Source organism: Mycobacterium sp. FW102-FHT13B02, from assembly GCF_058790275.1.
Genome location: NZ_JBYTCM010000017.1, coordinates 75,369 through 94,763, shown reverse-complemented (window position 1 = coordinate 94,763; position 19,395 = coordinate 75,369). Strand labels below are relative to the sequence as shown.

Below are 19,395 nucleotides of genomic sequence, written 5' to 3'. Positions count from 1 at the left end.
CTCCTCGCAGTGGGTCAAACACAAGTGTGCTGCTGGTCACTCACGGTACGCAGAAGTGGGTTGCAACACAGTTGCATCGTTGAACGCGCTGGAAGCGAGCTCGGATCAGCCGAGGTCGGCGTCGAGTCCCGCCAGGTGTCCGACGGCTTGTGCCCGCACCACGGCGTCGGCCGAGGGGTGGTTGCGCAGCAACTGCCAGCCGTGCCGGTCGTCGCGACCGTCGGGCAGCGCCAGCCACCGGCGCAGCAGGCCGACCTGTCCCGCCGCGGACGCGGACAGCACTGCCGTACGCAGACTCTCCCCCAGTTCAGTGCGCAACCGGGCGATGGCCGGCGATACCGACTGCGGCAGCAGCGCACCCGAGTAATGGGACAGTGCCGTGTCGACGTCGCCGCGGTGCAGCGCGGCGAAGACGTCGGCGACGTCGCTCTCTACCGGGGTGAGCAGCCGGTACGGGCGCGACGCCACGTACTGCGCACCGATGACGCGGCGCAGCCGGGACATCTCGACGCGGATGGTCACCGCGTCAAGGTCGTTGTCGTCCAACAACATTGCGAGATGGTCGGCGCTCAGCCCCTCGGGATGACGGCTCAGCAGGACCAGGATGTCGGCATGCCGCCCGCTGAGCGAGTGCCGGTGGGGTTGCCCGTCGTCGCCGGTGGCCACCCAGCGCGGACGGTCGCCGCCCAGCACCGTCAGGCGCGGTGCCGCCGCCGCAGCGGAGGCAGGTTGCAGCAGCCGTTGCAGAGCCAGATGATTCTCGATGGCCATCACCGTGGCGCGCACCAGACTCAAGGTCTGCGCGGAGGCGATCTGGCTGTCGCCGGTCAGGTCGACGCAGCCGATGAGTTCGCCTGTCAACGGGTCGTGCACCGGCACCGCCGTGCAGGTCCACGGCTGCACCAGGCGGGCGAAGTGCTCCGAGCCGTGGATCTGCAGTTCGCGGTCCAGGGCCAGCGCGGTGCCTGGGGCGTTGGTCCCGGCGCTGCGCTCGCTCCAGTTGGCGCCCGGCACGAAGTTCATGGCCTCGCCCTTGCTCAGAGCTGTCTCGTCGCCTTCCACCCAGAGCAAGGTGCCGTCGGCCGCGGCCACCGCCACCATGACGCCGCTGTCCTTGGCATCTTCGACCAGCAGCTTGCGGATCACCGGCAATGCGGCCGCGATGGGTTGTTCGGCGCGAAGCTGGTCCAGGGTCTTCGGTACGACGGGCCCGAACTGCGCGCCACCGAGGTCCGGGTCCACCCCGGTGGCCAGGCTGCGGCGCCAGCTGTCGGCGATGATGGGCCGGACCGCCGACGGATCCAGGTGCTGCACGTCGATTTCACCGGTGACGAACCGCTGGTGTACCGCGCGCAGCGTCGAGCCGGCCGGCGACCCCTCGGTGCGGCTGGTTCCCACGACACTCACACTCCTCGCAGGTCGGATACGCACCCGCGTGCCGCCAGGGTAGTCGACCTGGGTGTTCCAGGACACAACTTGGGTCCTTGACCGCAACGGCGACTGTGTGGTCCTGCCCCCGGCTCTCCTCCAAGGGCAGGACCACACAGGGCTTTCGGTGGGTCAGAAAACCCAGTCGCCGGCGGCGCGACGGTCGGTCGCCGCGACGTCGTCTGCACCATCGCGAACCGCGTTGCCGAGACTGTGCAGGATCTCGTTGAGGGCGGCCGCCGACTGGTTCCAGCGGGCCTGCTCGGCCTGGAACGCCTCGGCCGCCTCGCGGGTCCACGACTGCTGCAGAGGCGCGACCAAGTGCCGGAGTTCTTCCAATGACGTGTTCATCCGCGCCGACGTGGCATGGATTTGTTGGCGGACGGTGAATTCGATCTCGCCGAAGTGGTAGGACAGCGCCGATTGCATATGCCTGGTCCCGTCAGATCGTGTGGCCGGTGGCGCCGATGCGCTGGGCGTGGGTATCGGCAGCCTGGCTCAGTACTGCGGCATTGGACCGGATGGTCTCGGCGATGCGCTGGAGCGAGGCATGCAGTTTCATCGACTCGCCATTCCACCGGTTGACCACGTCCTGGAATCGGGTCGCCGCGACGCCACCCCACACTGTCGGCGGGATGGCCGTCATCTGACCGATGAAGTTGCCGAGCATGGCCCGGATCTCCTCGTTGCGGACCTCCACCTTTCCCGCGATGCCCGTCATCAGGTCGAAATCCGTAGTGAGAGTGCCACTTTCGGGAGCTGTCATGATTTCCTCTCCATTGGGTTTGATTGTTTAGACGTTTCCCGAAGCCGTTCGGTTCCATTGCGGGCCAGGTTTTTTCAATCGGTTCTGCGCGCCGAACGAATCGCGGAGTCACAGGCCGGCTGGACGGACGTACCCTGGCACCCCACGGCGATCCGCACCGGGCCGTCGAGCAGCACCGACCAGTCGACCATCCGCCCGCCCCGCACCTCGCGGTACCGGATGGCCGCGCGTCCGGCACTGCTAGCGGAGTCCTCGAAGCCGACGATGACGCCGTCCGGCAGCCTCGCCGCGGCGTCCCGCAGGGACCGCGCCGCCACGTCCAGCGTCTGATCTCGGGGTACCACCGATTGGGTGAGGTGGATGATCTGACCGCGATCGTCGGGCGAAATGATCTGCAACCGAGCCGATCCCGCGCCCGCGAGCGTCCGCTCTACGACCCAGCGGGCCGGGATCTGCATCGCGACGCGGCCTTCCACCAGCCACGTGAGGTCTGGATCCGCGGGCACGACGGCCGCCGCGGCGGGGCCGTCCCGATTGGACAGGCCCACTCCCACCGCACCGACGACGGCAACGGCCGCCGCGGCGCCAATCGCTGCGCGTCCCCACGCTGATCGCTGTGTGGCTACTGTCGACACCCCAGCGTCTAGCAGGTCGTCGCAACACAGAATCTGTGCCCTGACACCGCGATAGTGCAGCAACGCTCGGATTTCGGCGGCGAGGTGCTCGGCACCCGCAATATCGATCGGCGCGTCGATCACCACGTGGGAATCCGCCGCGACCCGGGCAACGACGGCTTCTGCGATGGCGCCACCGGTTCTTCGCACGACGCACGACGCCGTTCCCGGCCGAGTGATGGTGACGAGGTCCTCCCCCAATTCGACCACCGGGCAATCGGCGTCGCCGACAACCGCGCGCAGTGCATCGGTCCGAGGCTCGAAGACGACGTGTGATCCGCCGGACTGTGCAGCCGATCGCACCCGGTTGACCCTCGCCGCTGACCACCATGTCGGGCACACCACCGTGACCGCCGCTACGGCACCGATGGCCGCGCTCATCGCCTCGCGCCAGATGCGTTCGGCGGGCAGGACGGTCGTGTCGAGCAGACCCAGCTGCTCGTCGATGCATTCCAGCGCGGACGAAACCAGCTCGGCACCAATGCTCCCCGGTCCGCGGATGGTTGCCGGGCCGACCACCACAGCTGTCATGGCGGGTCGGTCCAGCCGAACTGGACCAGCTGATCGGGCTGACCGCGGCGCACGACGACCGCCCGGCCGGGTGGCAGCGTCATCGGCCGCGCGGTCCCGAACAGCGGCCCTTCCTCGGGACTGGTGCTCATGACGATGCCCACTGCGCCGAGGTCCCGCATCCGCGACAGCAGCGGATCGAACATGGCGCGCGCGGCACCGCCGGAGCGCCGCGCGACCACCACGTGAAGGCCGATGTCCGATGCGTGCGGAAGCAGGTCGAGCAAGGGGCTCAACGGATTTCCCGCGGCACCCGCTACGAGGTCGTAATCATCGACGATGACGTGGATGTCGGGGCCAGACCACCAGGACCGGTCGCGGAGTTGCCGTTGGGTGACGCCGGATCCCGGCAGCCGTGAGGTGAGCAGCGACAGCGCCTCGGTGAGCTCCGCCGCGGTGGTGAGGGTCGACATCGCATAGCCGCACAGATGGGGCGGCGGCACCACGCCCAACAACGTCCGCCGGAAGTCGACGATCAGCAGGCGAGCCCGATGGGGATCGGTCTGCCCGATGATTGCGCGGCACAAGGTCCGCAGCACGGACGTCTTACCGCTACCCGCGTCGCCGAACACCACCAGATGCGGATCGCCGGCAAGATCCACAACGAACGGTTGGAGCTCCTCCTCCGAAACACCGATGACGTACCGCAGAGGTGGTGGCGCATCGGACGTCGAGACCAGCTCGGCGTAATCCACATGCGGTGGTAGCAGTTCGATCATGGGCGCGGGGACCGAGGAAAGTGTCGCGACCCGGTCGAGCTGCGGCAGCGCGACCACGAACTCCTTGCCGTCCTTGGTGAGGCCGCGGCCGGGCGGGCACGTGGTGAGCAACTGGGCGCGGCGACGATCCATCTCGGACTCCGTCGGGTCACCGAGCCGCAACTCGATCCGGGTGCCGACGTGGTCTTTCAGCATGGGCCGTAACTCAGCCCACCGATTGGCGGTGAGCACGACGTGGACACCGACCGAGAGTCCTTGCGCCACCATCGCAGTGACGGTGTCCTCGAGTGCGTCGAACTCGCGGCGCAACACCGCCCAGCCGTCGACCGCCAGGATGACCTCGCCATAGTCGTCCGGAAACGGCACCTGCGGCCCATGCTGCTGCCGAAACTCCTGACGGCGGCGGCACAGAGCGAACAGTTGAGACACGATGCGCCGCACCAACTCCGGCTCATGCCGGCCGGCGACGGTGCCGACCGGAGGACACCGACGCAACGCGGTCAGAGCGCCGTCCCCCAGATCGAGGCCGTAGATGCTGAGCTGCCGTGTTGATGCAGCGAGCCCCAGCAACAACGTCTGCAACGCGACCGATTTTCCTGAGCGTGGGCCGCCGACGACAGCCACATGCCCACCGGACCCATTGAGGTCGACGACCAGCTGGTCGCGCCGCTGCTGGAAGGGGTTGTCCACCAACCCGATCGGCGCACGCAGTGGACCGCTGTCCGGACAGGCCGCGAGCAAGTCGGGCAATACGGGTGAACCGGCCAGGGGTGGCAACCAGACCCGATGAGCTTTCGTACCGAGACCGGTCAGCCGGCCCAAGGTCGTGTCCATGAGGGTCGGGCCGGCCGGCTGTTCTGGCAGCGCCGTTGGTGCCCCGACGGTGAACAGGCTCGGCACCGGATCGTCGCGATGGCTAGGTGGGACCGGCCCCGACACGAATTCGGTGTGAAACCGCACCAGGTTTCCGCCTGCGGTCCGCAACAGTCCGGCGCCCGGGGTTCCCGGCAACTCATGCGCGTCGGTGACCCCGATGACCACCCGGGACTCTGCCGCCGAGAAAGTCTTGAGGCAGACCCGGTACGACAGGTGCGTGTCCAAGCCGCGTAGGCGACCTTCGTCCAGTCGCTGGCTCGCCAGCAGCAGATGGATACCGAGTGATCGCCCGAGGCGCCCGATCGCGACGAACAGCTCCGCGAAATCCGGGTGCTGGCTCAGGAGTTCGGAGAATTCGTCGACCACGATGAACAAGGCGGGTAGCGGGGGCAGGTCCGCACCGGCCGCGCGGGCCCGCCGGTAGTCGCTGATGCCCGACAAGTTCCCGGCCGCCCGCAACAGCCCTTGACGCCGGGTCAGCTCGCCGGCGAGGGCGTCGTGCATCCGGGCGACCAGATGTGCTTCCTGCGCCAGATTGGTGATGACGGCTGCGACGTGGTTGGCTTTCTCGAAACCGAGAAACGTTGCACCACCCTTGAAGTCAACCAGGATCAAGTTCAGCTCGTCCGGCGAGTGGGCACTGATCAGACCCAACGTCAGAGTTCGCAAGAACTCGGACTTTCCGGAACCCGTTGCGCCGATGCACAAGCCGTGTGGACCCATGCCGTGCTCGGCCGGTTCTTTGAGGTCCAATTCGACCGGCGCGCCGGCGTCATCGGTGCCGATCGGCACGCGCAACCGGTGTCGCCCCGGACGGTCCGACCACCGGGGAACCCAATCATGTTGGCACCGTGACACGTCCGTGCTGCCGGCCAAGCGGTAGCGCGCCAGCCTCCGCGCGCACGTCTGCGCCTGTGTGAGCGTGAGGGAATCCGCGGTCGAGCATGACGGCAGAGTCGACGCCGAACCCGGTTGGCCGACCACTAACAGCGTCACCCCGGCCGTGTCCTCGAACCCGGTCACCGCTGCGGCATCCGTGAGCACGACCAGGTGGCATCGGGCGATCGCGGTCACCGAGCCGACATCGGCGAAACGCAGTGGCGTTCCGCCGAGGACACCCGAGCGGTAATGGTGCGGTAGCCATTTCAGCCAGTCCCATTCCGCCGACGCGGTGACCGCGGCAATCCTCACCTCATCGGGTCCATGCCACGACGCAAGCTGACACACCATGGCGCGGACCACTCCCCCGGGATCGTCGCCGCCGACGTCGATGCGCCGAAACCGGTTCACGACGACGGTCGCGGGAACCTCGGGCACGATGGCGGCGGTCCGCAGCAACCGGTCGAGTGCCGAGGTCGTCAGCGGGTCGGCCGCACCGTCACCGGCGGCCGGCGACGGGACCAGCGCGGTGGAGAGCGGACGCTCGCCGAGCCCGACGCGAATCTCGGTGAAATCGTCGTCGCGCCAACGCCGTTGCCACATCCGCTCAGTGCCGGCGAGAGTCCACAGCGCGTCCGGCGGCGGATGGTTCTGATGCAGCCTGCGGTGCTGCTCAGTCGCGGTTCGGCCCGCGCACTCACCAATCGCGTCGAGGTACACCAGGTATTCACGGCGGTCGGCGTCGATCTCGCCCGCCCGGCGCGCACCGCGCGACCCGAGGACGGTGCTGCCGACCAGGGACAGCACCATCATCGCCGGGAACAGCAGGAACATCGGATTCCGGCCGCTCGCCGAACCCGACCGGAAGTAGAACACCATCATCCCGGCCATCGCCAACAGCATCAGTACCGGTGCGACGCGGGTAGCGACGTTGCCGGCCGCCAATCGCGGCACCGGTGGTGCCGCACGGACCGCGATGTCTCCCTCCGCCGGTGGGGCCGCCGGAGATCGCTCGACTCTGGTGAATTCCATCGAACTATCTGACGTACCCGGACACCGTTCGGTTCCATCGATTTTCGTGTCGGGCAGGGGGCCGAAGTGCGGTTAGCGTGAGAGCGGGCATATCGATCCGGGGGGTGCGATGTCCGAATCTGTTCGCCTTTCAGTCCGGTCCGATGGCGAGACGGCCGACGAGATCACTGATCTGATCCTGCCGGCGGGTACCGCCGTGGACTCGCTACTACCCGACATCGTGGCACTGGCTCAGCCGCAATCGCCGGGCGGTGTGGGTTGGTGCCTGGATCGAGCCGTCGGCGGTCCGATCGACGGGTCATTGTCGCTGCGGCAAAACGGCGTTCACGACGGTGACGTGCTGCAGCTGCTGCGCGGGACCATCCCGGAACTCGGCATACGGCGCAAGCACGTGGAGATGATGGCTGCAAGCCAGTCCGCTCCTGATCCGACCCGTCCTCTCGTCGGCCCAGCACTCGGACTGTGGGCCGTGACCGTCGCTGCCATGACCCTGATCTGGTCCGCCACGCACGGCGACCACACCACAGCAGCCGCCGTCAGCGGTGGGAGCGTGCTGGCCGCGCTGACGGTGTCGTGGTGGTCGGGTCGTGCGCACTGGCCCGCGGCCGTCGTCGTGCTCGCCTTCGCGGCCGGATTCTCGGCTGTACCGGGCAGCCCGGCCGCTCCGAACGTACTGCTCGGGTCCGCGGCGATGTTCGCGGCTGCCCTCGTCCTGCTACGGATCGGTGCGCACGGCATATCCGTTGCGGCCGCGGCATTCTCGGTGCCGATCATCATGGCGTCGGCGGTGGCGAGCATCTGGTCGCTTCCGCCGACCGGTACCGCGACTGCCGCCACCGCGCTGGCCTTGGTGGTCCTGTCGGCCGCCCCGCGGTGCGCTGTCACCGTCGCGGGGCTCACGCCACAGTCGGCGCAAGTCGTCGACGGCGATGCTCAGCGCATCGAGTTGGCACATCGGGTGCTCACGGCGGCGGCGATGGGTGCGGCTGCGGCCGCGGCAGTCGGCGCGGTCTTGGTGGCGCTGGCCGCCGTCGACCGGCCCACCACCGCGACGTTGGTGTTCAGCTGGGTGGTGGCCGCCGCGGTTGCGCTGCGTACCCCGTCGTATCGGCTTCCGCTCCGCCGGTGGAGCATCCTGATCGCGGGAATGGTGTGCACCACTGCGGCTCTGGCCGTCACTGCCATGGCGTTTCCCGCCTGGGCAGCCTGGCTCGGCGGTGCCGTCGTGGCAATCGCGGTGGGTATCCAACGTATCGGGCACGTCAGCGCCCCGGCAGCCCAGCGCCTCAGGTATCTCGAATGCGCAGCACTGGTCGCGGTGCCGCCGTGTGCGCTGTGGGCCGCAGACATCTTCAGTCTGGTACGCGGCGGATGACCGGCATGCATCAGGCCGTCGCGATCGCACTGACGGTGGTGATGACGACAGCGGCGCCGTGCGCCCACGCTATCGCTCCCCAGCCCATTGACCATGGACAACTTCCCGTACCCGCAGCACCGATGCCGCCCGGCAGAACCGAACAGTCCGACCGGTGCTCGACGGCAAAGCCGGCTGACGACCGTCCCGCGCACCAGCTCGACATGCTCGATCTTGGTGCGGTGTGGCCACTTTCCCGCGGCGGCGGGCAAACGGTGGCGGTGATCGATACCGGCGTGGGGCGGCACCGATTGCTGCCGCATCTGGTCGCAGGCGGTGACTACGTCTCGTCGGGTGACGGCACGCAGGACTGCGACGGCCACGGTACGGCGATCGCCGGCCTGATCGGCGCCACCGCCGCGGACACCACGCCCGGCGCCTTCCGTGGCGTGGCACCCGAAGCCGCCATCCTGGCGATTCGCCAGTCCAGCAACAAATTTCGTCTCACCGACGACCACGAGCTGTCCGGTGTCGGCGATGTCGAGACGCTCGCCCGCGCGGTCCGCTCGGCCGCCGACGCGGGCGCCACCGTCATCAACATTTCGTCCGTTGCCTGCATGCCCGCCGCCGATCCGATCGACGACCGGTCGTTGGGTGCCGCTCTGGCCTATGCGGTCGATGTGCGCAATGTTGTCGTCGTCGCCGCGGCCGGCAACACCAACGGCGAATGCGCACAACAGAATCCACTATCCGATCCCAAACGGCCGGGAACGCCGGACTGGGACACCGTGCACAGCGTGGTCAGCCCCGCCTGGTACGACGACTACGTGCTCACGGTCGGATCCGTCGGCCCGAGCGGAGCGCCATCACCATTCAGCCTGGCCGGCCCCTGGGTCGACATCGCCGCGCCCGGCGAGACGGTGGTCTCGCTGAGCACACAGGGCGACGGATTGGTCGACAGCCGGCCCGACGGTCGACCACTGTCCGGGACCAGCTACGCCGCACCCGTCATCAGTGGTGTTGTCGCACTGGTCCGTTCGCGGTCACCACAGCTGTCCGCCCGGCAGGTGATGGCCCGCATCGAGGACACCGCCCATCACCCTGCGGACGGCTGGAACGCTCAGGTCGGACACGGGGTGGTCGATCCGCTGGCCGCGTTGAGCGGCGGCGGACCGGCACCCGCCCCGGCGCGGGTGGCTGCCGCACAAGCAGCACCCGCGGCCGGTCCGGATCGTCGACCATCGCGGCGCATCGCGTTCCTCGGCACCGCCATCTGCATCGCGGTGGCGGCCATTGCAGCGACCGGTCGCCGGCGATCACGACGCTAGGTGGGCAGACAATTGGTTGGTTTGGCGATCGCACAACTTGTTTCGATTTCTTATCCTTCCACCAAATCCCGATGGTCCAGAACGAAACGCGTCGTCGTGCGACGTAGGGTCGGCGGCGGTGTCGACCGCGGCGTGACAAACACATATGAAGGTGACCGGGCTATCGGGCTCGCCGATGGTGACCTAAGTCCCTTCCAGTTTTGGCTTCGAAGCGCCAAGACTGAGAGGTATAGACGCGGCCGAACTCGGCACATGGCGCAATTAGGGGTTGATTCGCGATGCTTCGACTGATGCGTGCGGCATTGGTTTACGTGGTGGGTGCCGCCGCGACCGCCGTCGGTCTCGGGTCGGTCGCGACAGCAGACGCATACAGTCTGCTCTATCGAGCGCTCCCGCCGGGATATTCGGCTGAAGCGTGCGTGCGGTTCAAGCCCCCGCCGTCTGCGGTTGCTGGGTTGCATTGCTCGCAGAACTCTTTGCCGGGTGGCGCCTCGGAATCGTACTTCTTCCGATTCCCTGACGTTGATTCGCTGACGGAATATTTCTGGAAGGTCAATACCTACAAGAACCGCGTGAGTCTGCAATGCCCCGGGTCGGCGAATAAGGGATCGTGGCACAACACGCGTACTGCTGGCGGATTGGATTGCGGTCATGCGATCGCCACTGACGATGCCGACATTGTTTGGGCAAGCAACTCCGACCTGATGCTCGGACAAGCGTGGGGACCGGACCTCATACCGTTGTTCAACTGGTGGGTGTCTGCATATGACGCCGAGGGCTTCTAGGTCAAACCAAACCGTCGGGGGTGAAATCCATGGGGTGGTCGGATATCGGCCTCAGCGCAACGTGGCTTCGGGGCCGGAAAGCGGATCAGCCGGTGGGCCAACTGCATTCGCCGGTGTGCTTCGACGGTGGCCACGATCGTCTGGGCCCCGCAGGGGTCGGGGCGCACACGAGTAGGGGTGCAAGGACTCTGCGGGTCGCCCGGATCGCGGTGAGTGCGGTTGCGGTTGCTGTGCTTTCGTTGTTGGGTGTGCACGGGCTGCAGTCCGCCGGTGGGGCAAGGGCTGACGGGCCGTGGCTGGCTGACGACACAATGACCTATACGACTTATGTCACGGTGACGTACACGTACACCACGGAGACCTGGACCACCGAGACCCAGACCTACACGACGACGGTGTGGGTCACCGACTACTTGCATCGTGATGCCGCCGCCAGTAGGGCGCCCGCAGCGGAGCTAGGTCGGCGCACCAGCGGTCAAAATGACGGGCCACGCTCGACCGTCGACATTGGGGGTCAAGCACACGCTCAGCCAACCGGTTGCGATGCGGAGGTCGTGGCCCACGGTGTCGCGTCAGATGGAACGCCGGTGTCAGTATGCGACATACCGTCGCGCTGACTGCGGTACTTCGTCGAGCGGCATCGCGGCGGTTGGGGGCGGACCGGCGCGATCCCCGCAGTCGCCCCCAGGCCGCATATCGGCACCCCATCCACCGCCGGCCTAAGTGAACTACGCCGCGGCATAGTCAGTCTGCTGCTAGGGATCAGCTTCTACTACGGCGCCCGCTACCTCGACGCCGGCGCACTGAATACACTGCTGATCAGCACGGTGGTTTCCGCCCTGCGCGTCCGCTATGCCGCACTACGTATCCGCCGACTCCATCCCATCGCCGCGTTCCTGCTCGCCGCCGACGGCGTCACCCTGCCGTTGGGGATTACTGTCGCAATCCCCCGTCACCACGATGTTCGGCCAGCACATCCCCGGCATGGTCTTCGGCATCTCTTTGATCGCCAGCCTGATTCGCAACCGGCCCGCCACCGAACTACTGGTCGAATGGTTCCGCCCCGGCTAGGTGCAGCACCGCATCGCCAACCGCACCTGGACTGACGACGATACTCACGCCTATCACTGCACCGACGTCCGCTTGACACTTGGTGTCACGACAGCGCACCTACTGCACCGCATCGCGGTGTCCGTACTCAAACGCGGTGTCACATTCCATGTGACTGAACTGCAACGATTACAGCGTTCGCGGACACTGTCACACCGCCAATATCGCGTTCATCTCAGCAAACTTCATCAGGGCCGCGATGTTGCCGGTTTATGTCGACATTCTCCCGATTGACACCCAATGGGCACATTGGTCTGGCTGGTTAATCTGATGTAGTCCTTGGTCATTAGCCAGACCACCGCACAGCCATTCGGCTGGCGCCAGGCCACCGGCCGGCGTGCTCACGGATGGCCCGCAAATGACTTTCCTCCCCCACTGGGGGCCTTAGTCCCCTAAGGGATGTCTTTTCGAGCAACCTAACGTCTCCGTCATAGCAAGCAGCTAATAGCGAACCTTCACAAATAACTCGAGGAATTCAGCATGACCACTGCAACACTGCGTCCCTATCTGCGTCCTTATGTCACAACGGGTTTGGCAATCGTCGGTGCCAGCGTCATCGCGATAACGCCCGTCGCCGCACCCGCCCACGACGTCGCCGCTCCGCTGCGCGCCGTCGCCGTCAAGCCGACCTCGGTGGTCACCGGCCTCCTCGACAACTTCGCGACCGTCGTTAACGCCGCGTCAACATCGGTGATAATCGCCGGAGAATCGATTGCTGTTCTGCCGTTCGAGGTGGCGCAGCTCGCGGGTACCGCGCTCGGCAATCCTTCGTTGATCCCGAGTCTGGCCAGCCTGCTAGTAAATGACTACCTCAACCCGAACCAAGCGTTCTGAGTCAGCCCACTCGCGCAGTTCAACTACGGCGTCCTGCAACCGCTGGCTCGACTGCTGCCGCCCCCGCTGGGCCCAACCGGCACGGATCAGGGTGTCATCCTCAACGCGGTCAACGCGTTGAACAACCTCATCACCGGGGCACTGGCCAACCTGCCCGATCCAACGCCGGGCGCCCAGGCGTTCGGCGACTTCGTCGAGAACAATGCTGTGGACCGGCTGTTATGGGCCTCCAGCGTGGCCGTCATATCGCCACTGGTGTCGATCGCCAGGGCCGCGTCGTGGCTAGGGCAGGAGCCCGCGCAAGTGGACAGGGCGATCGAGGCCGCCATCGCGAACCCGGCCAACATACCCGGCCTGCTCAGCGGCCTCGTTTACGGCGTATTGAACCCGGGCTTTTCCATGTCGTCGTTGGTTTCAGCCCTGGCGAGCCCGTTCGTAGCGGCAGGCCGAGTCTTGCCGTCGCCCCTTGGTGATGACTTGTCGACCGGTACGCGTGGCCTGATTAGTCAGGCGTACAACGCGTTCGCCGGCCTCGTTACGACCGTCTTGCACGCTGTGCTGCCCGCCCCAATACATCCAATGCTGGCCACGGCGTCGGCTAAGGCGACCGACGGCGCCCCAACGGCGGCGGCGCCGGGCGGCTCCGTCCTGGATGTGACCACACCGCCCAGTGCCGCTCTGCCGGCCGTCACGCTCAGCGTCACTGCCAACACGATGACCGCGACGCAGCCCGGCGCCGCGGCGGCCGGCGCAGGCCAAACACCGCCACCGGTGGCCAGCCGGGCCACCGCGTCGACCGCTGATGCCAACGCGGGTAACGCAATTGATCACACCGCGGCACAGCCCCCGTCACAGCAAGCAACCACCCGGCTGACCACGCCAAACGCCACGGCAACGACACCGCCCAGCGGCAACCCGGCCACCGACAGCCAAACTCTGTCGGGTAAAACCACCACCGGCAACCCAGCGGACCAGGTAGCCGGCGGGCCGGTCACGGTCTCACCCACGACAAACACGCACCGGCCCGGCGACCGGACCGGCACAACAACCGGGACCAAGGCCCAGCCCGGCAACACCGGATTCGACGGGACCAAGCCTCATGCGGCGGGGGAGGCGGCCACATCCAAGAGCGGCCCGGCACCCACCTCGATCGCCAAGGGCAACAACGGATCCGGGGCGGGCGGCGAGAGTGGCTCGTCCAACAGTCACGCCAGCGCCGGCGCACACGACGCCGCATCACGACCGGCGGCAATGCATAGCTGACCCAAGATACGGTCATCTCAACGAGCACGAGCAGGAACGGGGGCGCACCGCACGAGCGCGGTGCGCCCCCACTTCTCATTGACGATTACGCGCTGGGTCAGAACGTGCACGACACCCCTTTCCTTGTGGTTGTCGTACGAGACCGACCGATTGGCAGCAGCAAAGGCGTCTGGCTATGTCAACCATGAGTGGCCCCAGGTTGGCGGCTTGTTTTGGCCCCACCGTTAGTGACCGAAGTGGCGGCATCTCGCGGTATGACCTGGGTCAGGCGGTTGCCTATATGACACTGCAGGCCAAGGCGGTAGGGGTCGACGCTCATCAGTTTCGAGCGTTCGATAGGGATGCCGTCGGTGAAGAGTTTGCGGTGCCCCGCGAGTGGGAGGTCTCGACGATGACAGCCTTTGGGGTTGCTGCACCTAATTCGGAAGATGGTCCAGCAGGCGCGCGCGATCGGAGAACACGCGATGACGTGACGTGGGCCCGCGAGACGATGCCAACCTGAGAATGGCCCCACCGGGGCTTCTCGAATTGGCCCCAGGAATATTGCGCGTCGTCTGGGGGTTGGCCCAATGCGACCATCCAGCGAATGGCGCTGGACGCAGGCTCAAGGAGCGAATCTCGGTGGACTACAAGTCGATCTCCAAGGACGTCATCGGCCACCTCTACAAGGCCCACCACGCCATTCGCGTCTCCGAGATCGACGAGACGCTGGTCGCCCTGGCCGAGCTCCGCGTCGCCCAGCTCGTCGGATGTGCCTATTGCTGCGCGTTTCACTCCGGGGAGCTTCGGCAGGTCGGCGAAGGTGTCGTAGATGGCGAAACGCGCAGAAACAGAGTCCGCCGGGCTCGGTGCAATTGACGGCTACCACGAAGATCCGCCGCAATCGGCCAACAAAGCCGCGATCCGGGTGCGGGCCGACGCCAAGCACGCCGTTGAGCATCGCGATGGCCGACAGGTCGCACGCCCGCACCCCGATGAAGGCATACCGGGGACTTTCTTCGGGCTCGGCACAGTCGGGATCGCTCCCCGAAGCGCCCCGCTCGTCTGCGCCTGAAGACCACAGCTTCTGGCGCGGCGGGTGCAGGAACTGCTTCCAAGTCTGCGGACCGGCCGAATGACCAAACAGGGCGTTGTCGCCGCGGCGGCGTAGGCGATAGTGCCCGGGCCCGACGTCCACACCCCAGCCACGCGGCAGATCCTCGACGGAACTCAACTCGGCGAGCACAATCGCATCATCGGACAACGTGGGGCCGACCACGCGATAGCCCTGCTCGATCAAGACCGACACCAATTGCTGCAATCCGGCGACGTCGATCACCGCTGTGCCCATAGGCCCACCATTCCACCTATCACGCGCGGACGCATGGTTCTGACACTTCGTCGTGAAGTTCCGATCACCGCCTCATCCGACGGCGCATTTCTCAAGCGCCGATGGTCATCAGTCGGTTCTTCTGCAAGTTGGTAATCAATGCCCGCGTATCAGGTCGGCCAGGACCGCGGCTTCGCTGTGATCGGCGTCGGTGGTAGCGGTAAGCAGAGTTACGGTGCCCTGTTCGGCCAGAGTGCGCAGTTCGGCGAGCGCCGCGACGTGTTCGGCATCCACGAGCTCGTCACGGTAGCGGCGGGTGAACTCGTCGAATCTGGCCGGATCGTGGTGATACCACTTGCGCAACTCGGTGGACGGGGCGACATCTTTTAACCACTGATCGAGATGGGCACGGGCTTTGGTCATGCCGCGCGGCCAGATCCGGTCGACGAGCACGCGTACGCCGTCACCACCGCTTGGTTCCTCATAGATTCGGCGTACCCGAATGTTGTGTGCTGTCATGACATTCCTCTCGGGGTGTTTGGGTTGACGCCACGAGGCGCCGCTGCATGGCAGAGGCGATCCGGGCGGCTTGAATCTTGGCGTGCTCAGCGACCGGTCCCCGATACATTTCGTCGGTGGTGGAGTTCCACAGCTCAAGCCAGCGCGTGAAATGCTGCGCGGTCAGCGGGGTGCGGGCGTGGACGAGTCGGTGAGCGCTCAAAGCATTGCGTCGGTACAGGCCGGCACGAAACAGCACGGTCTCCCAAAAGTCACACATCACGGGAAGGTGGGATTGCAGGCCGCGGCTGCGGATCTCCGCAAACGGCTCAGCGAGGACTTCGTCGCGAAACACGCGACCGTAGAACCTGCTCAGTAGCGCCTCGACATCGGCCCGATTGACGATGTCGGTCGGGCCACGACCGGGGGGAAGCGCTGATTGCAGCATCGCGTCGCGGCTTCGGCGTGGCTGCGGGGATGGCTCCGCTGCGACAGGCGTTTCGCTGTGGTGGCGTCGTGATGTCAGCCATGTCGCTTTGGCCAAAATGCCGGCCCGTAGTGCGGGACCAATATTGGTCATGATGTGTTGCAGGACAGCGTCGTAGGCGTCGCCGTTATTGATGAGGTGATTCATGCCCCGTCGTCCCAGATAGGCGTCGATGCGGCGTTCGACGGGCCAATCGGCGTAGCGGAGGCCGGTGAATTCCGACCCGAGAAACTGCCAAGCGATGCTGTTTAGCTCACACTCGGTGAGTCGCACCGGGGATGGCGGTGCCATAGTCGCCGCGAAACGGCGGGGTCGGTTGCTCATGCCAGCACCCGCATCGGTACTCATGACGCCTTCTTCACGGCAGCCAGATGTGCCACGCATCGATCTGGTTGAGCGAACGGGGTGAGCTCGTTCACGGTGATGGGTGCATCCCAGGTCGCCAAGGCGCCCTGCATCAGCCCAAGATGTATCGAGCACACCACGTCGCTGCGGACCCGCGCTAGCTCCAGGAACGGGCAGCTGCGTAACCCGATCTCGCCGACATCGGTTGCCCCAGGCCGTATCTCGGGGTCGAATCCCAGTTCACTGAGCAACCCGGTGAGCCGATCGACAGCCTGCTGCCGATGGGGTGTTGTGACGGGCTCGGCGGCGTGTTCGGCCCATGCGTGCCCGGCGGCCGCGGACCGACGTACGGCAGCGGGCTCGCGGGCGAGCGCATCGGCCAGGACGCCGGCCAGCATCCGATAGTCGCGGAACCCGGCCGGGTTCATGCCCGCGGCTGCGCGGAACATCGACGCCGGACGCCCCGGTTTAGCGGGCTCGGTCTCGACGCGTTCGACTTGGCCGGTCTTGGCCAGCACATCCAGATGGAAACGCGCGGTGTTGGGATGAATCCCCAACGCGTCGGCGATTGCGGTGATGCTCAGCGGCTCGGTCGCGCCCTGTAAAACTGCGAATACCTCGTCCCGTCGGCCGGCCATCACTGCTCCCGTGGCGGCATGCCGGTCACCAGCGGGGTGTCCACCCCGAGCGGGCCGATCTTCGCGGCACCACCTGGCGATCCAAGCGGGCGGTCGCGGCCCGGGAGGGTGGCGGAGAAGAAGGTCGCGTTGTCGCCGAGGTGCTCACTTTCGTCGGCGGGCAGATCGTCTTCGTAGTAGATCGCCTCGACCGGGCACACCGGTTCGCACGCACCGCAATCCACACATTCTTCGGGGTGGATATACAGTGCCCGGCCGCCCTCGTAGATGCAGTCCACGGGGCACTCTTCCACGCACGCGCGGTCCGTGACGTCCACACAGGCCTTGCCGATCACGTATGCCATAACCGGAGTTTACACAAACAGTAGTTGTAAAAACTAGGGTTCAAGGGCTGCCCGATGAAGTCGCCGGGCCCACATCGTGATGCCGGGGATGACCGGCGCCGATCGTGCAGAACGAGAATTCGCGACGCCGGGCGACGATGATCCTCCCGCCGTCGGGGTCGCAGCCCTCGAGAAACGTGACCCCACCTTCGGTGTGGGTGTATGCCGCACTGTCATAACGACGCAGCCGCTCGGCGATGCACGCCAATCAGATTCAGCCTCAGTGGGCCACATGAGTTATCGGCAGCCCAGGGTGCGTTGTCCCGAAGCGCGACGGTGCACGAAACACATCGGTGTTCATTACGACCCTTCTCTGTTGTTACCCGGCACGTGATCAGTTGTGCTGGACGGGTTTTCAAGCGCGGCAGCGCCGCGGTGGACGGGGAGCCGAGGAGTTCTACCGCGAGCGGTGGCGCCACGATAAGGAGGTGCGCTCGACGCACGGGGTGAATTGCACCGGGTCGTGCTCGCGGAAGGTCTTCGTCAAGGACGGCATCATCACCTGGGAGACCCAGCAGACCGGCTACCCGTCGATAGGCCCGGACAGCCCCGGATACGAGCCCCGCGGATGCCCCAGGGAGGCGTCATTTTCCTGGTACACCTACTCGCCCACGCGGGTGCGCTATCGCTACGTACGGGGCCGCTGCGGGCGTTACGATCAAGAGGCTCGGAGGCCGCTGAGGAGAAACCGCTATGAAGCGTGTGGTCGTTGTCGGGAGTGGACTGGCCGGTTTGAGCGCCGCATATAGGCTGCGTGAGCAGGGCTGTCAGGTCACAGTGTTAGAAGCTCTCGACCGGGTCGGGGGCCGGGTGTTGTCCGAGGTTGAAGACGGGTTTCTGTTCGATGTCGGACCCACCATCGTGACCGACAACTACACCGAATATATGGAGCTGGTTCGCGACGTGGGCCTGTCGGACAAGTTGATTGACTGCCCACCAAAATTAGCCGTGGTGAAGGGTAGTGAGCTTCATATTCTGGATTTGCGCAAGCCTCTTCGGTCATTTCTGACGACTAAGCTTCTGCCCTCTGCTGCCAAGCTGCAGTTGCTCGCACGCGGCATGCGTCTGATCAAGCCGCTCACAGGCATGAACCCGTATGACCTGAGTAATCGGGTCCACTATGACACCGAGTCCATCGAGAGTTATATCGAGCGAATATTCGGACGCGAGCTCAACGACTTGATAATCGACGGCATCACACGCTCGATGGTGTCCAGCACTCCTGATGAGGCGTCGGTCGTCGGTTTTCTTGCCGGTGCGATCACCGCGTCGGGGAAGATGCAGACGCTAAAGGGCGGTTTGCAACTCCTGCCCCTGAAGTTGGCCGAGAACCTCGACGTGCGCGTGAATTCGCCGGTCAGTCGAGTGTTAGATGCCGATGAAGCAATCGAAGTCCATTACCGAAACGCGGCTGGGATCGCGGCGTGCGAGCATGCGGACGCATGTGTCATCGCAACGCCATTGCGAACTGTCCTCGACATATACGAGCCGCTGAAAGCACTTGGAGCCGAGGTACTTTCAAAGTCGACCGACTCGGGTTGTTGCTCTGTACAGCTCAAGTACTCCAGGCGTCCCCAGACGGACCCGTTCCTCGTGATGGTGCCAAAGGCGGCTTCCGCCGAAATAAGCAGCCTGTTCCTGGAGCATGTCAAGGCACCTGATCGCGCCCCGGCAGGAGCGAGCCTCATCACTGGATTTTTCCCTGAACAGCCTGGTATCGACTCAATGAACTGGAGCGAGGAACGGTTGACGACCACGGCCCGCGATCTGATCGAGCGCTTGTTCCCTGAGCTTCGCGACCACTATCAAGGTGCCCACCTCAAGCGTTGGCAACATGCCGCTAGCCAAGCCGATGTCGGGTATTACAAAGCCCTCCAGAAATTTCTTGACCGTTATCCGGTCGACGGCCGAGTCCAAATCGCAGGCGACTACATGGCCTTACCCTCACAAGAATCGGCGGTGCTCGCCGGACGCAGGGCCGCCAGCCGTCTCCTTGCTGCCTAACCCGGTTCGCTTCCCGGCGGCCTCGGACGTCCGCTGCAGGTCTCACATCTAAAGATTGAAGACGGCTCAGATTCAGCCTCGGACGTAGGTACTTCTTCGCTGCGTTGATATGC

The 19,395-nt window shown here is 65.7% G+C and carries 16 protein-coding genes and 2 pseudogenes; 8 read left to right on the top strand and 10 right to left on the bottom strand.

All coding sequences use genetic code 11. The features are described 5' to 3' along the window. Window positions 1-105: 105 nt before the first annotated feature. The 5 genes from AC3WTE_RS23990 to eccCb all read right to left on the bottom strand — a co-directional run bounded on the left by AC3WTE_RS23990 (window position 106) and on the right by eccCb (window position 6,944). On the bottom strand, window positions 106-1,398 hold the full coding sequence (locus AC3WTE_RS23990) for a GAF domain-containing protein (protein ID WP_492441518.1): 1,293 nt from the start codon (window positions 1,396-1,398) through the stop codon (window positions 106-108). A gap of 162 nt (window positions 1,399-1,560) precedes the next feature. Further along, window positions 1,561-1,857 carry a WXG100 family type VII secretion target gene (locus tag AC3WTE_RS23985; protein WP_138232125.1) on the bottom strand — a complete coding sequence of 99 codons (297 nt, stop codon included), beginning with the start codon at window positions 1,855-1,857 and terminating at the stop codon, window positions 1,561-1,563. 13 nt (window positions 1,858-1,870) lie between these two features. Beyond that, window positions 1,871-2,194, bottom strand: coding sequence for a WXG100 family type VII secretion target (locus AC3WTE_RS23980; RefSeq protein WP_492441515.1), 324 nt, complete (start codon window positions 2,192-2,194; stop codon window positions 1,871-1,873). 74 nt (window positions 2,195-2,268) lie between these two features. Then, window positions 2,269-3,399 (bottom strand): type VII secretion-associated protein, encoded by a 1,131-nt coding sequence (locus AC3WTE_RS23975; protein ID WP_492441514.1) that lies wholly within the window; start codon window positions 3,397-3,399, stop codon window positions 2,269-2,271. Then, window positions 3,396-6,944 carry a type VII secretion protein EccCb gene (gene eccCb, locus AC3WTE_RS23970; RefSeq protein WP_492441511.1) on the bottom strand — a complete coding sequence of 1,183 codons (3,549 nt, stop codon included), beginning with the start codon at window positions 6,942-6,944 and terminating at the stop codon, window positions 3,396-3,398. Before eccCb ends, AC3WTE_RS23975 begins: the two co-directional genes overlap by 4 nt. A gap of 109 nt (window positions 6,945-7,053) precedes the next feature. Here eccCb and eccD point away from each other — a divergent pair, with 109 nt between their 5' ends. The 6 genes from eccD to AC3WTE_RS23940 all read left to right on the top strand — a co-directional run bounded on the left by eccD (window position 7,054) and on the right by AC3WTE_RS23940 (window position 14,476). After that, window positions 7,054-8,319 (top strand): type VII secretion integral membrane protein EccD, encoded by a 1,266-nt coding sequence (eccD, locus tag AC3WTE_RS23965; RefSeq protein ID WP_492441509.1) that lies wholly within the window; start codon window positions 7,054-7,056, stop codon window positions 8,317-8,319. Further along, window positions 8,316-9,626 (top strand): type VII secretion-associated serine protease mycosin, encoded by a 1,311-nt coding sequence (mycP, locus tag AC3WTE_RS23960; RefSeq protein ID WP_492441507.1) that lies wholly within the window; start codon window positions 8,316-8,318, stop codon window positions 9,624-9,626. The genes eccD and mycP overlap by 4 nt, the downstream gene beginning before the upstream one ends. A 290-nt stretch (window positions 9,627-9,916) precedes the next feature. Then, window positions 9,917-10,411 (top strand): hypothetical protein, encoded by a 495-nt coding sequence (locus tag AC3WTE_RS23955; RefSeq protein ID WP_492441505.1) that lies wholly within the window; start codon window positions 9,917-9,919, stop codon window positions 10,409-10,411. A gap of 1,590 nt (window positions 10,412-12,001) precedes the next feature. Further along, a complete protein-coding gene (locus AC3WTE_RS23950) occupies window positions 12,002-12,355 on the top strand; it encodes a hypothetical protein (protein WP_492441503.1) in 354 nt (117 codons plus the stop codon). 117 nt (window positions 12,356-12,472) lie between these two features. Continuing rightward, window positions 12,473-13,618, top strand: a complete 1,146-nt coding sequence (locus tag AC3WTE_RS23945; RefSeq protein ID WP_492441502.1) for a hypothetical protein — start codon at window positions 12,473-12,475, stop codon at window positions 13,616-13,618. Between the two features lie 504 nt (window positions 13,619-14,122). Further along, window positions 14,123-14,476, top strand: a complete 354-nt coding sequence (locus tag AC3WTE_RS23940; RefSeq protein WP_492441584.1) for a carboxymuconolactone decarboxylase family protein — start codon at window positions 14,123-14,125, stop codon at window positions 14,474-14,476. Here AC3WTE_RS23940 and AC3WTE_RS23935 read toward each other — a convergent pair. The 5 genes and pseudogenes from AC3WTE_RS23935 to fdxA all read right to left on the bottom strand — a co-directional run. Beyond that, window positions 14,439-14,948 (bottom strand): annotated as a pseudogene (locus AC3WTE_RS23935) (4Fe-4S dicluster domain-containing protein); the annotation flags it as partial. The gene AC3WTE_RS23940 and the pseudogene AC3WTE_RS23935 sit on opposite strands and share 38 nt — an antisense overlap. Window positions 14,949-15,083: 135 nt before the next feature. After that, window positions 15,084-15,446 carry a DUF488 domain-containing protein gene (locus AC3WTE_RS23930; protein ID WP_492441500.1) on the bottom strand — a complete coding sequence of 121 codons (363 nt, stop codon included), beginning with the start codon at window positions 15,444-15,446 and terminating at the stop codon, window positions 15,084-15,086. Beyond that, complete coding sequence (locus tag AC3WTE_RS23925; RefSeq protein ID WP_492441582.1) at window positions 15,409-15,873, bottom strand: group III truncated hemoglobin; 465 nt, start codon at window positions 15,871-15,873, stop codon at window positions 15,409-15,411. Before AC3WTE_RS23925 ends, AC3WTE_RS23930 begins: the two co-directional genes overlap by 38 nt. A 383-nt stretch (window positions 15,874-16,256) precedes the next feature. Next, window positions 16,257-16,895, bottom strand: a complete 639-nt coding sequence (locus tag AC3WTE_RS23920; RefSeq protein WP_492441498.1) for a helix-turn-helix transcriptional regulator — start codon at window positions 16,893-16,895, stop codon at window positions 16,257-16,259. Next, window positions 16,895-17,239, bottom strand: a complete 345-nt coding sequence (fdxA, locus tag AC3WTE_RS23915) for a ferredoxin (protein WP_492441496.1) — start codon at window positions 17,237-17,239, stop codon at window positions 16,895-16,897. The genes AC3WTE_RS23920 and fdxA overlap by 1 nt, the downstream gene beginning before the upstream one ends. A gap of 407 nt (window positions 17,240-17,646) precedes the next feature. Between fdxA and AC3WTE_RS23910 the strand changes: the two are divergent. Together AC3WTE_RS23910 and AC3WTE_RS23905 are read left to right on the top strand one after the other, a co-directional pair. Next, window positions 17,647-17,919: pseudogene (locus AC3WTE_RS23910) on the top strand (molybdopterin-dependent oxidoreductase); the annotation flags it as partial. Between the two features lie 52 nt (window positions 17,920-17,971). Beyond that, a complete protein-coding gene (locus tag AC3WTE_RS23905; RefSeq protein WP_492441494.1) occupies window positions 17,972-19,282 on the top strand; it encodes a protoporphyrinogen/coproporphyrinogen oxidase in 1,311 nt (436 codons plus the stop codon). The last annotated feature ends 113 nt before the right edge of the window (window positions 19,283-19,395 follow it).

Coding starts and splice junctions, on each gene's coding strand:
- AC3WTE_RS23985 (WP_138232125.1), bottom strand. CDS start 1,857: ATGCAATCGGCGCTGTCCTACCACTTCGGCGAGATCGAATTCACCGTC.
- AC3WTE_RS23980 (WP_492441515.1), bottom strand. CDS start 2,194: ATGACAGCTCCCGAAAGTGGCACTCTCACTACGGATTTCGACCTGATG.
- AC3WTE_RS23975 (WP_492441514.1), bottom strand. CDS start 3,399: ATGACAGCTGTGGTGGTCGGCCCGGCAACCATCCGCGGACCGGGGAGC.
- eccCb (WP_492441511.1), bottom strand. CDS start 6,944: ATGGAATTCACCAGAGTCGAGCGATCTCCGGCGGCCCCACCGGCGGAG.
- eccD (WP_492441509.1), top strand. CDS start 7,054: ATGTCCGAATCTGTTCGCCTTTCAGTCCGGTCCGATGGCGAGACGGCC.
- mycP (WP_492441507.1), top strand. CDS start 8,316: ATGACCGGCATGCATCAGGCCGTCGCGATCGCACTGACGGTGGTGATG.
- AC3WTE_RS23955 (WP_492441505.1), top strand. CDS start 9,917: ATGCGTGCGGCATTGGTTTACGTGGTGGGTGCCGCCGCGACCGCCGTC.
- AC3WTE_RS23950 (WP_492441503.1), top strand. CDS start 12,002: ATGACCACTGCAACACTGCGTCCCTATCTGCGTCCTTATGTCACAACG.
- AC3WTE_RS23940 (WP_492441584.1), top strand. CDS start 14,123: ATGGCCCCACCGGGGCTTCTCGAATTGGCCCCAGGAATATTGCGCGTC.
- AC3WTE_RS23930 (WP_492441500.1), bottom strand. CDS start 15,446: ATGACAGCACACAACATTCGGGTACGCCGAATCTATGAGGAACCAAGC.
- AC3WTE_RS23925 (WP_492441582.1), bottom strand. CDS start 15,873: ATGCTGCAATCAGCGCTTCCCCCCGGTCGTGGCCCGACCGACATCGTC.
- AC3WTE_RS23920 (WP_492441498.1), bottom strand. CDS start 16,895: ATGGCCGGCCGACGGGACGAGGTATTCGCAGTTTTACAGGGCGCGACC.
- fdxA (WP_492441496.1), bottom strand. CDS start 17,239: ATGGCATACGTGATCGGCAAGGCCTGTGTGGACGTCACGGACCGCGCG.
- AC3WTE_RS23905 (WP_492441494.1), top strand. CDS start 17,972: ATGAAGCGTGTGGTCGTTGTCGGGAGTGGACTGGCCGGTTTGAGCGCC.